This window comes from Sporosarcina sp. FSL K6-3457 (genome assembly GCF_038007285.1).
Lineage (GTDB): Bacteria > Bacillota > Bacilli > Bacillales_A > Planococcaceae > Sporosarcina.
Map to the genome: position 1 here is coordinate 2,017,471 of NZ_JBBOWX010000001.1, position 13,001 is coordinate 2,030,471.

General features: G+C 37.3%; 8 protein-coding genes. All 8 read left to right on the top strand.

Translation table 11 applies throughout. The features are described from left to right. The first annotated feature begins 99 nt into the window (after positions 1-99). The 8 genes from N1I80_RS09585 to N1I80_RS09620 all read left to right on the top strand — a co-directional run bounded on the left by N1I80_RS09585 (position 100) and on the right by N1I80_RS09620 (position 12,989). A complete protein-coding gene (locus tag N1I80_RS09585; protein ID WP_340737657.1) occupies positions 100-1,629 on the top strand; it encodes a family 43 glycosylhydrolase in 1,530 nt (509 codons plus the stop codon). Between the two features lie 415 nt (positions 1,630-2,044). After that, positions 2,045-4,948 carry an extracellular solute-binding protein gene (locus N1I80_RS09590; protein ID WP_340740011.1) on the top strand — a complete coding sequence of 968 codons (2,904 nt, stop codon included), beginning with the start codon at positions 2,045-2,047 and terminating at the stop codon, positions 4,946-4,948. 15 nt (positions 4,949-4,963) lie between these two features. Beyond that, positions 4,964-5,845 carry a carbohydrate ABC transporter permease gene (locus N1I80_RS09595; RefSeq protein ID WP_340737658.1) on the top strand — a complete coding sequence of 294 codons (882 nt, stop codon included), beginning with the start codon at positions 4,964-4,966 and terminating at the stop codon, positions 5,843-5,845. Positions 5,846-5,860: 15 nt separating this feature from the next. Continuing rightward, positions 5,861-6,730 (top strand): carbohydrate ABC transporter permease, encoded by an 870-nt coding sequence (locus tag N1I80_RS09600; protein ID WP_340737659.1) that lies wholly within the window; start codon positions 5,861-5,863, stop codon positions 6,728-6,730. 8 nt (positions 6,731-6,738) lie between these two features. Next, positions 6,739-8,781 (top strand): YIP1 family protein, encoded by a 2,043-nt coding sequence (locus tag N1I80_RS09605; RefSeq protein WP_340737660.1) that lies wholly within the window; start codon positions 6,739-6,741, stop codon positions 8,779-8,781. Further along, positions 8,774-11,119 carry a DUF5696 domain-containing protein gene (locus N1I80_RS09610; protein ID WP_340740012.1) on the top strand — a complete coding sequence of 782 codons (2,346 nt, stop codon included), beginning with the start codon at positions 8,774-8,776 and terminating at the stop codon, positions 11,117-11,119. The genes N1I80_RS09605 and N1I80_RS09610 overlap by 8 nt, the downstream gene beginning before the upstream one ends. Then, a complete protein-coding gene (locus tag N1I80_RS09615) occupies positions 11,116-11,973 on the top strand; it encodes a carbohydrate ABC transporter permease (RefSeq protein ID WP_340737661.1) in 858 nt (285 codons plus the stop codon). The genes N1I80_RS09610 and N1I80_RS09615 overlap by 4 nt, the downstream gene beginning before the upstream one ends. A gap of 14 nt (positions 11,974-11,987) precedes the next feature. Beyond that, the gene (locus tag N1I80_RS09620) at positions 11,988-12,989 is read left to right on the top strand and encodes a carbohydrate ABC transporter permease (protein ID WP_340737662.1); all 1,002 of its coding nucleotides are present in this window, start codon (positions 11,988-11,990) and stop codon (positions 12,987-12,989) included. The last annotated feature ends 12 nt before the right edge of the window (positions 12,990-13,001 follow it).

A 13,001-nucleotide genomic window follows, 5' to 3' on the forward strand; every position in this document is an offset into this window, starting at 1 on the left:
AAAAACACAGGGTTATATTTTACTATGCCCCTGTGTTTTTTGTACAGAGAAACACAAGGCGTGCGAACGGTTAAATAGCTCTTTTAGTAGGAGGAGAATATGAAAAAGAAAATCACGGTTTTTCTAGCGGTATTGTGTGCGTTTATGTCACTTTCGATAAGTGTCTATGCGGATAATCCTGTTATTAAAGATCGTTTCTCTGCTGACCCAGCGGCATTGGTGCATGATGGTAAGGTTTATTTGTATACGGGTCACGATGAAGCAAGACCTAGTGGCAACACCTTTGTGATGAGAGAATGGAATATACATTCATCTGAAGACCTTGTGAACTGGAAGTTAGAAGGGCATTTGCCACGGACGGCATTTAAATGGGCGCAAAGGGATAGTGCTTGGGCTTCTCAAGTGGTTGAAAGAGATGGACAATTTTACTGGTATGTGACTGTTTTTAATGGTGATCCAGCTGACCCTGGCTATTCAATCGGTGTGGCGCAATCGGAGCATCCGGTGAAGGGATTTAGAGATGCGCTCGGAGGTCCGCTTATTGCACCTAGCATGACAGCGAATCCCGAATACATGGGGACGGTGCCATGGGATGATATTGATCCGACTGTTTTTGTTGATAAAGATGATCAAGCTTATCTCTATTGGGGAAATACGCATCTGTATTATGTGAAATTGAAAGACAATATGATTGAACTAGATAGTGAGATTCGGCGTGTGGAAATCGCTAATATGCCCGTTGGCTTTACAGAAGCACCTTGGTTGCATGAACGTGATGGGCTGTATTACTTGACTTATGCCTTGAATTATCCGGAAGAGCTTGGTTATGCGATGAGTGACAATCCAGCAGGTCCTTGGACGTATAAGGGTAAGTTGATGGATAAGCTGCCGGGAAGTTCAACGAGTCATCCGGCAATTATTCAGTTTGAAGAGCAGTGGTATTTTATCTATCATTCAGCTGCATTACCTACTGGAGGCGAGTTTAGACGGGCGACTTCAATTGAGAAAATGGTTTATAACCCGAATGGAACCATTCAAAAAATAGTACCAACTGCATCTGGTATCAGTGATGATAGTTATTTACTCCAAACTTATAGCAATACGGATCATTATGTGCGCCATATGGGAATGGGTCTTCAAATAGCAGCTATTAAGAAGGATGACTCGAATTTTAAATGGCATGTCGTTCCTGGATTGGCGGATTACGATGAAGCATATATATCCTTTCAATCGGATACTCGGCCTGGTTTTTATATGAAAAGAAAAGACGAACAACTTGTAATGGCTAAGCACGATGGAACAGATAGCTTTAAAGAAGCGGCAACCTTTCGAGTTATCCCAGGTTTAGCCGATAAAACAGCATCTTCTTATCAAGCGTATGGCGATGAGTTGTATTTGTATCATGATGCGAATAATCAATTGACATTAGCGACGATGACCGTAGCTCAAGATAACGAACGTGCAACTTTTCGACTGAAGGGTGAAGAATCAGATACCGATAAAGCTGAAGTGTCTAAGGAAGCAGATGTATTATCTAAAGTGGTTAACGCAAATTATGTACTAGTAGGCCTCATCGTCCTTGGGTTGGTTATCACTGTTATAGTGTATGTGAGAAGAAAACGTAAATAGGGATTGTAGATTGTTCGAGGTGACGTGGTGTACTCGTACGTTCGGTTTTGGCTATATACGAATAAATAAACAATGCATATAATGAATGAATCTGTTGAAATAACCTAGTATATATGAGGAAAGTCACGAATAGTGAATCTATTAAGATAATAAGCACCAAATACCATTGACAATCAATAAAATAACTATTATAATTTAAAACAATACGACGTACGTACGAGTTGGATGATAGTTATTTCATTCGGATACGTACATCTCTGGGTTCTGATGAGCCTCTGTAAAAAGTAATAAAGTTGAAATGTTTACTTTTATTCTATGTGAAAGCGCTTTAACTAAAAGTGTTTATTGTGCAGTATTAAGAAGCGTCCATTAAAAATGAACTAATTAAAAATTCGGAGGTGATATTTTGAGCACGATGAATATAAAGAAAATAGGAATCGTCGGCATTGTGTTAGCGTTAGCCCTTTTCCAACATCCAAATCCAGCTATTCATGCGCAAAATCAAAAAGGTGAGACGAAAGGAAATACCGTTGTAGAAGGTGAAGCCTCTATTCTTGAAAGTAAGTACAGTGCATACATACAAGAACATAAAGGTAAGCCCTATCAGGGGGACGATGTAGTTTTAGATAAATCTGAAAACTGGATGACGGATACAGCTTTACTAACTACTATTGTTGAGAAAACTGCCCTACGAATCAAGCAAAATGAGGAAGCGAGCATTACAATCCAAGCTCCAGAAACGGCATCTTATATTATTGGTTTGCAGTATTCGACAGAGGGAGACAACATTTTACCTACGCAGCTTGAAATGAAGGTCAATGGACAATTTCCTTTTTACGAATTAAGAAACCTGCTCTTTGAAAGTAGATGGCAGGTACCTGACGAAACACCGAAAGATAAGTATGGCAATGAGATTGTTCCACAACCAAGCAAGGTGCAAGAGTGGCAAGAAAAATTCATAAGCGATGCAAGTTACCGAAGTAGCGAGCCTTTTTATATCGAGCTACAAAAAGGTGATAATGACATTACTCTTCGTACAATCGAAGGAAATATCTTAATCCAGTCTATCGTTCTTACTTCGGCAGATGAGCTAGTTGATTATCCGGAGGGTCAGGTAGAAGGCCATGAATTTATAGTGATAGAAGGAGAAAATAGTACATATAAAAATGATTCCTCTATCCGAGCGAGTTCACTCTATAATGTTGATTTAACTCCATATAGTGCTGGGAAACGAGTATTGAATTATTTAGATAGCGATTCGTTTAAAAAACCAGGTCACACGGTCGAATATGAATTTGAAGTAGCAAAGGCTGGTTACTACTATTTAGGGATGAATTACCGACAAAGTGCTAAAATCGATTTCCCGGTATTCGTTAATATGACGATTGATGGTGATATTCCTTTTAAACAATATCAAAATTATCCATTTGACTACACGTCTGAGTTTACACATATGACAATCCGTGATGCTGAAAGGGATAAGGATATCCCGATTTACCTAGAAAGAGGTAAACATACAATTGGTTTGACGATCAGTTTGGATCACATCAAGTCAACGATTGAAAAGGTAGAACAGTTAACGAAAGAAATTCAAACATTATCATTAGAACTAACTAAATTGGCGGGCCCTAGTATTGACCGTAACCGTGACATTGATGTAGAAAAATATATACCGGGTGTCACCAAGCAATTGGAAACTTGGACAATTGAAATTAGAGATTTGTATGAAGGGGTTAAAAAGTATAATCCAAATGTAGCAGAAATAGGGGCGTTTTCATCACTGACTATAGCTGAGAAACAATTGAAAGGTCTTTCTAAAAATGTGGATAAGTTAATTGTCAGAAAAAATGAATTATCGACAGGAACAAACTCAATTACTGCACATTTAGGTAATTTACTTCAAGAAATTATTAATAACGGATTAGCGATTGATAAGTTATATTTCTATCAAGATGCTGAAGATATTCCGCAAAACAAAGGATTCATGAAAAAGCAGCTGGCTAAAGTGGAACGATTGACGAAATCATTTGGTGAGCAGGATTACGCAATTGATAATGTCAATCCGGATCATCTACAAGTTTGGGTGAACAGACCAAGACAATATATTGAAATCATTCAACAGCTGATTGACGAACAGTTTACACCAACAACAGGTATTCAAGTTGATATTTCGCTTATGCCGGATGAAAATAAGCTGATTTTGTCGAATGCTTCAGGAGATGCACCAGACGTAGCAGTGGGAGTTAATTATGCACTTCCTTTCGAAATCGCTATCAGAGGAGCATTACAAGATCTAACAGAATTCGCTGATTTTGATGAAGTTCAGAAAAGGTTCCCAGAAGGCCTACATGTCCCTGCGACAGTGAAAGATGGTATTTTTGCATTGCCAGATACGATGAATTTCTGGGTATTATTTTACCGCAAGGACATCTTAGATTCACTAGGCTTACCTGTTCCTGAAACGCTCGAACAAGTAAAATCTTATCTACCAGAGTTACAGCGCAAAGGAATGAACTTCTTTTATCCAACAGCAGGCATGCCGGGTCTAAAAACCTTTGCCAGTACAATGCCGATTATTTATCAAAATGGTGGTCATTTTTATGGGGACACGATTGGCCGAACGACGTTAAATGAAGAAGCATCCATTGAAGGGATGCGCCAACTGACGGAGTTATTTACGATTTACAATATGCCTTATGAAGTGCCTAGCTTTTATCAGCAATTTAGAGATACATCATTGCCGATCGGCATATCAGATTATTTCATGTATAACATGACTTTAAATGCAGCACCAGAAATTGCGAATTCATGGGATATCGCTTTAATGCCTGGTATCGAAAATGAAGAAGGTGAGATTGAGAGATGGTCTGCGGGCGGGGCAGAAAGTAATATCATTTTCGAGGATTCTGCAAAAAAAGAAGAAGCATGGGAGTTCTTGAAATGGTGGTCTAGCACAGATGTCCAAATTGCATTTGGTAATAATCTTCAAACGACATATGGAAAAGAATATATTTGGAACACTGCAAATATAGAAGCTTTTGAAGGCTTACCTTGGGCTACGAATCATAAAAATGTGATTTTAGAGCAAACAGAGTGGGTGACAGAAGTACCTAGGGTCCCAGGAAGTTACATGCTTGAAAGGGAAATTAGTAATGCCTATAACTCCATCGTGTTAGATGGAGAAAACTTTAGAACGGCCATTGACTTGGCGAGTAAACGTATCAATCGTGAAACTTTTAGGAAGTTGGAGGAATTTGGCTACATGAAAAACGGTGAGATGATCGAGCCTTATCCAAGTCCAGAGTTTACTAACGAGTAACGGAGGGTCAAGTGTATGCAAAAAGACAAAAAGAATCCATATCTCTTTTTGCTTCCATATATATTATTATTTACAGTATTTATCATCATCCCGATAGTTATGGCAATCTACCTATCATTTACGAACTTTAACACTATCGAAACACCAGGCTTTATCGGATTTTTGAACTACTTAAACTTGTTAACGCAGGATGAAATATTTATGCAATATGTCTTGCCTAACACTGTATTGTTCGCAGTAATTGTAGGGCCGGGAGGATATATATTATCCTTCCTGCTTGCTTGGAGCTTATCTCAATTAACAAGAGTACCACGAATGATATTGGCATTGATTTTCTACTCGCCATCCATGACATCAGGTGTAGCGATGGTTGTGGTCTGGAAAGTCCTGTTTAGTGGTAATCAGGCAGGTTACGTCAATAGTCTATTGATGAAATTGGGAATTCTCACAGAACCACTTATCTTTTTACAAGATACGAGATTTATCATGATCATTATGATTATTGTAGCTCTATGGGGAAGTATGGGCGTTGGATTTTTAGCGATGCTCGCGGGTGTTTTAAACGTAGATGAAACACTTTATGAGGCGGGAGCTATTGACGGTATTCGAAATCGCTTCCAAGAGCTATTTTACATTACGATTCCATCGATGAAACCACAAATGTTGTTTGGGGCAGTCATGGCAATTGTCGGTACTTTTTCCACCGGAGTAATTGGTGTGGCACTGACTGGATCGAATCCCACGCCTTCTTATGCCGGACAACTCATTGTTAACCATATTGAAGACTATGGATTCATTCGATTTGAAATGGGTTATGCAGCAGCGCTTTCAGTTGTATTATTGCTGATTATTTTCTTGTTTTCTTATATTTCGAAAAAGCTGTTTAGCGAATCCTAAGAAAGGAACGATTCTATGGCCTTAAAAGTTAGCGGTAATAATCCAAAGAAATTCAACAGAAGTCAAATTAAGTTTTACGTATTTTTAATACCCTTTGCATTGTTCATGATGCTACCGATTATATTTATCATCAATCATGCTTTTAAACCATTAGACGAACTATTTGCATTTCCACCGCGATTTTTCGTTAATGCACCTACATTTGATAACTTTAGGAATCTGTTTGACTTGGCGAATACGTCAGGAATTCCTTTAAGTAGATATGTATTGAACAGTTTAATTGTCACGGTAGCTGTTGTGTTCTTTTCTATTATTATTTCATCGATGGCAGGCTTCGTTTTATCGAAAAAGCAATTTAGAGGAAAAAAAGCTATTTTTGAAATTAATAACGTTGCATTGATGTTTGTACCGATTGCTGTGACGATTCCTAGATTTTTAACGATTTCATTTTTAGGAATTGATGATACATTTTTTGCACATATATTGCCATTGCTCGCCATGCCGGTAGGACTGTTTTTGATCAAACAGTTTATTGATCAAATTCCGGATGCCTTAATTGAAGCGGCCATTGTTGATGGGGCCAATGATTTTCAAATCTATTGGAAAATCATTTTGCCGCTGATTAAACCAGCGCTGGCAACAGCGGCTATTTTAGTGTTCCAAGTCGTATGGAATGACGTAGAAACATCAACATTATTTACAACAAGTGAGAATATGCGAACGTTAGCATTCTTTATGAATACACTTGCAGTCAATACGAATGTTGTCGTTGGACAAGGTATGGCAGCTGTTGCCTCTCTTATTATGTTTATTCCAAACTTAATTTTATTTATTATTTTACAAAGTAGTGTTATGAACACGATGTCACATTCAGGGTTAAAGTAGGTGTAAAAATGTTGGGTAAGAAAAGGTCTATATCATTTTTGATTAGCTTTATGCTGTTCTTTTTAATCAATCAAAATGTGATATTTGCAAGTACAGCATATAAGACATTTACAGAAGATGGCTATGGGAATTATGTGGAAACGCAATCTGCCTATACAGTTTCCAATACCATAGTGAAATTTGGTGACGAGCTTTTTTCACAGCCATCTGATCTAGCCATTGGTGATGATCAGCTACTCTATGTCTCTGATACTGGAAATCACCGTATTTTAGTCGGTGATAAGCAAGGGAATCTTATCCGGATTATCGGAGAAGATGTATTAAAGAAACCAAATGGTATTTTTTTATCGGAAGATAACAAGTTATATGTAGTGGACGAGACAGCAGCAAAAGTATTTGTCTTCTCGTTGGCAGGGGAGTTATTAGCAGAATTCGGTAAACCGGATAGCGTGCTATTTGGTGAAAAAGCGAACTTTGTCCCAGAGAAAATTGCAGTCGATCGACGCGAAAATATTTACATTATTTCTCGTGGGAATTCAAATGGTATTATTCAAATTAATGCCAATAACGGAGAGTTTATCGGTTATTTTGCGCCGAATAAGACGATGGTTACACCACTTACAGTGTTTAGGAAAGCCATTTTTACAGATGAACAGCTTAGCAAAATGATTGATACGATTCCTGCGACAGCAAAGAATCTTAACCTTGATGATAAAGGTCTAGTTTATACCGTTTCTCAAGGTGAAAAAGTGGAAGCCATCCGAAAATTGAATATGGCAGGTAAAAATATTTTCGGAACAGCTCTTTTTGACCCGTTTCCTGTATCGATTGATGTGGGGTCATTAGAGAATGTCTTTGTCGCAGGTGAAAATGGTTTTATCTATGAGTACACGAGTGAAGGAAACTTGCTGTTTGTCTTTGGAGGACAAGATGATGGAAGGCAGCGTGTCGGTCTTTTTAATAAAATTTCAGCGATTGCATTAGACGACAATGACGCTATTTTTGCATTAGATTCCGAGAAAAAACAAATTCAAGTTTTCGAGCCTACAGAATTTGCTAGTTTAGTCCATAAAGCATTGATGCTTTACCAGAATGGGGACTATGAAGCTAGTAAAGAGCCGTGGCAAGAAGTTATTAAGCTCAATAGTTTATTTGATTTTGCGAATCTAGGGCTTGGTGAAGCGTATTTCAAAGATGAAAACTACGTAGAAGCATTGGCGTCATTTAGATTAGCGAAATATAAGTCGGGTTATTCCGATTCCTATTGGGAGCTTCGTAATACATGGATGCGTGAAAATATTATTACCTTACTATTTATAATTATTGCATTATTTATTATTAAAAAAGTAGTAAGTAGAATCGAAAAAAAGGTTCAATTATGGTCTGGATTTAAAAAGAAAATTGATAAAAAGTATAATCTTAAATTGTTGAAAGATCTTGCCTTTGTGAAGAACTTTATACGTCACCCACTCGATAGCTTTTACAGTATAAAATATGAAAACAAGACGAGTATTCTATCATCGACAATTTTAATGTTTTTGTTCTTTATCATCTATGTATTAGACAAGTACTATTCAGGTTTCATTTTTGGCACGATAGAAGAAGGTAAGTTTGCACTAGGTGCTGATTTTTCCCTAGTATTTGGAGTCCTGCTGCTAGTCATTGTTTCTAACTACCTTATTTGTACAATCAATGATGGTGAAGGGCGTTTTAGACATATTTATAGCGGGTTTATCTATTCATTTGCTCCTTATTTCATCATCAAGCCGTTTGTCATTGTCGCAAGTAATTTCCTAACATTTAACGAGGCTTACTTACTAAGTCTGACAAACGTTATTATTTATGTGTGGGTAGCAATCTTACTTGTGATTATGATTAAAGATATCAATGATTATTCAGTAAAAGAAACGATTAAAATCATTTTGCTAACACTATTTACAATCTTAATTGCTGTCTTGCTGATCTTTATCGTTTATGTATTAGTTTCGCAATTGATATCATTTGTGGTGTCAATATTCAATGAGGGGGTGTATCGAATTGAAAATGGTTAATATTAAAACCGTTATCAAACCCATCCTTTTTATAGTCTTAGTAGTGGCTGTAATGATCTATTTGTTTACGGGAAATGACTCAAAAAAAATAGTTGGTTCGCCAAAAGCACCTGCACCGGTAGTCGAAGAAAAGGCGGAAGCTGAAGGTGAGTCTAGTGAAGGTGCCATTCAGCCTGAAGTAGCTGCACCGGAACAATTAGCCAAAGATGATAAAACATCAGAAAATAGGGTGGGATTTTACGAGACAACCCAACAAGAAATTGATGGTCACCGCTTTATTGTGGCGAATGACCAATATGAAATGTACATGAAGGAAGAAAACCTATCCCTCATTATGAGAAATAAAAAAACGGGCGCTGTTATGTATTCAACAGTAGATGAACCGGTGAAAAGTAATGAGGAATGGACGAACTTTATGAGATCATCCATTGTCCTAGAGTATCTTGTCGGTACCAATATTGTTGTTTACCGCGCAGATATGTATTCAGGAAATCCTGACAAGAAAATAACCTATACAGCAGATGGCTTTGTGGCAACGATCAGTTACCCTGAGCTCGAAATTGCTTACGAAGTTCAAGTTATCTTGACAGAAGAAGGATTTAAAGTGGAAATTCCACAAGATAAAATTACGGAGGCTAGTAGTAAGTACAAAGTAGCCGGGGTATATGTCTATCCATTCTTAGGTTATTCGAAGCTTGCTGATCGGGATGGCTATATGTTCATACCGGATGGTTCAGGGGCTTTGATTCGTTTGAAGGATAATGATGGTAAATATAAACAACCCTATTCGGAAATGGTTTACGGTGCAAATGTAGGAGTTGATGATTCCTATGTCTTATCCTTATTTAATCGCATGAATCCCTTCAATAAACCAGAACGTATTTTAGCACCAGTGTTCGGCATGGTACAAACAGATGTAGCAATGGGCTATTTAGGAATTATTGAAGAAGGTCAATTTAGTGCGAAGATTGAAGCATATCCAAGTGGAGCCATCCTCCCATATAACTGGATTTCGGCGAAGTTTATTTATCGTCAAATCTATAACCAACCAACGAGTAAGAGTTCAGGTACGATGGTTGTACGCCAAAAGGATATGAATCAGTTTGATGTTAAAGTACGCTATGATTTTGTGGCTGAAGAGAAGGCTGATTATGTAGGTTTAGCTGAGAAATATCGATCCTACCTATTGGACAATGAATTGATTACTAAAAAGGACAATGAATTCAAAGTACGAGTGGATTTGCTAGGTTCAGAAATCGAAAAAGGCTTGGTCTTTAAGAAAGATATTCCGATGACTACATTTGAACAGGCGAGTGAAATTTTCAAAGGTTTGCAAGATAATGGTGTACACAATATATTGTCCATTTATAAGGGATGGCAAGATGGTGGGAATTATGCCAGTTTACCCGTTCGATCCTTTAAAACAGAATCGAAATTAAATGATGGTATGTCGATGCAGGAGCTAATGCAGGAAACAGAGGACCGAAATATCGACATGTATCTGAATCACGATGCATTGAGATTGAATCCGGAGGAACATGGTAATACGAAATATAAAATTATGAAAAAATATAATAAGCAAGCGTATAATGAGAATGTTTATGGTAAGGTTTATCGTTCCTTTAATTACTTAAATCCTCAATCCTCTATGGATATTATGGAGAAGATGAAAAAAGAATATAAGGATAACGCCATAGATAATATTATGATTAGTGGCATTTCAAATGAGCTCTTTTCCTACAGTGAGGGGAGTAAAGAATTCGATCGCATTAAGACAAAAGAATACTATGAATCCATTGTAGCGGATTATCATGACAACTTTAATTTATTATTAGAGCAGCCATTTTCGTATCTATGGGATTATACCAATAAGGTAATTGACCTGCCGATGAAATCATCTAATTACGTCTTTACAGATGAGGAGATTCCATTTTTAGCATTAACGCTAAGAGGGATTGTTCCACTTTACTCGGAATACATCAATTTCCAGGCAAACCAACAAGAATTTTTCTTGCAGTTAGTAGAACAAGGATTGAATCCATCCTTCTATATCACCTATGAAGATCCATCAAAATTACTGTATACGAACTCATCACATATTTATAGTTCGAAATACGATCGATATGATGAGATGATTCAAGCTTACTATGCGGAATTACAGCAAGTTTACGAGCAAACAGCAGGTTCTATGATTCAAGATTATCATCGTTCAAATGGCGTCACGAAAGTAACCTATGACAATGGTGTAATCATTTATGTCAACTATCAGCAACAAGATGTCCAAGTAGACGGACTAACCATTCAAGGCTTGTCTTATAAGGTGGTGCAAGACCATTGAGAATAAAAAGAAAAACGATTTACGGTTATTTATTCATCATGCCATGGCTACTAGGATTTTTATTACTAGTACTATGGCCGTTAATCCAATCTTTTTATTTTAGCTTAAATAATATGAGGATAACGCCTGTTGGATTAAAATTTAAATTTGTTGGATTTACGAATTACTTGGATGTCTGGCTAAAGGATATGTTTTTCATTCAGGAATTATTGCAATTTCTTGCGAATTCGATACTAAGAGTACCTGTTATCGTCGTATTTGCCTTGATCATTGCCATGCTTTTAAATGAAAAGGTTAAATTTAAAGGTGCTTTTAGAACGATTTTCTTTTTACCGGTTATTATAGCGAGCGGTCCTGTCATTGATCAGCTAATTGGTCAAGGCGCAGCAACTGTTCCGCTTGCTGACCAAGAGGTTATACTGTCAACATTACGCCAGTTTCTACCGATGTGGATTGCGCAAGTGATTGCTGAGTTATTCAATCAAATCATCATCATTTTATGGAACTCAGGCGTACAAATTCTGCTCTTTCTTGCCGTGTTACAAAAAATTGATCCGCAGCTATATGAGGCTGCGAAAATTGATGGCGGGTCTGGCTGGGAATGTTTTTGGAAAATCACATTACCAACTATCAAGCCCATTATTTTGATCAATTTAATTTATACGCTTGTGGCATTGGCCAATAGTAATCAGAATCCAATCATTAACTTAATTTACACCAATATGTTTTCGGCAACGAGAGGCTACGGTTTTGCCTCTGCAATGGCCTGGATGTATGCCATTGTGACGACTATCTTATTGATTGTTATTTTCTTGATTTTCCGAGAAAAAGAGCCTAAGAGAAGAAAACTATAGAAAGGAGGCATACCATGTCATTGCAAAAATCAAAACGTTTCTCTTCAGAAATGAAAAATTCCGCCCTAAGCAACAAAGAGAAATTTGGGATGGTCAAAGGAAAGGTATCTCGATTTCTCTTTGGTTTTAATGATAGAAGAGGATTTGTTTTAAAACTACTTACATACACTCTGCTCATTAGTATTGGTTTCGTGTACTTATATCCAATGCTGCATATGTTTGTAACGAGTATTAAATCATTAGAAGATTTGCTTGATATGTCGATTAAGTGGATACCTTCTACTATCTATACGAGTAATTACGCACAGGCTTACTCTGTGATGAACATTAAAGAGGCGTTTAAAGGGAGTTTATTACTAGCGCTACTCCCGACGATTTGCCAGGTAGCGGTTGCCTCCTTAGTTGGATTTGGCTTTGCTAGATATCATTTTCCGTTGAAGAAGTTATTCTTTGGACTAATGATCTTCAGCTTCATCATTCCGCCACAAATTTTGATGATGCCGATGTATCGACTGCTAAGCGCTTTAGAGTTAACGGGATCTATAAATGCTTTTATAGTACCAGCCCTGTTAGGACAAGGATTAAATAGTACAATCTTTATATTGATTTTCTATCAGTTTTTCAAACAAACACCGGAAACATTATACGAGGCAGCGGAAGTAGATGGGGCAAACCAATTGACCATATTCTTCAAGATTGCGATTCCAATGGCAGTCCCAGCCTTTATCGTATCCTTCTTATTCTCGTTTGTTTGGTATTGGAATGAAACCTATTTAACGACTCTTTACTTAACGAGTCGTTCAACAGATATCACAACAATCTTATTGCAGCTACAGCAATTTGAACAGAATTATGAAGCGATGTACCCTGTTACTGCAAATAGTCCGAATAAAATTAATGAAGGTATTAAAATGGCAGGAACGGTCATTAGTATTTTACCATTACTCATTGTGTACTTTTTCTTGCAGAGATACTTTGTTGAAAGTGTCGACAAAAGTGGTATTACTGGTGAATAATCACCGTGATAT

Excerpts from the sequence above, each read along its gene's own strand:
- N1I80_RS09600 (WP_340737659.1), top strand. The coding sequence starts at position 5,861 with ATGGCCTTAAAAGTTAGCGGTAATAATCCAAAGAAATTCAACAGAAGT.
- N1I80_RS09585 (WP_340737657.1), top strand. The coding sequence starts at position 100 with ATGAAAAAGAAAATCACGGTTTTTCTAGCGGTATTGTGTGCGTTTATG.
- N1I80_RS09605 (WP_340737660.1), top strand. The coding sequence starts at position 6,739 with ATGTTGGGTAAGAAAAGGTCTATATCATTTTTGATTAGCTTTATGCTG.
- N1I80_RS09595 (WP_340737658.1), top strand. The coding sequence starts at position 4,964 with ATGCAAAAAGACAAAAAGAATCCATATCTCTTTTTGCTTCCATATATA.
- N1I80_RS09620 (WP_340737662.1), top strand. The coding sequence starts at position 11,988 with ATGTCATTGCAAAAATCAAAACGTTTCTCTTCAGAAATGAAAAATTCC.
- N1I80_RS09590 (WP_340740011.1), top strand. The coding sequence starts at position 2,045 with ATGAATATAAAGAAAATAGGAATCGTCGGCATTGTGTTAGCGTTAGCC.
- N1I80_RS09610 (WP_340740012.1), top strand. The coding sequence starts at position 8,774 with ATGGTTAATATTAAAACCGTTATCAAACCCATCCTTTTTATAGTCTTA.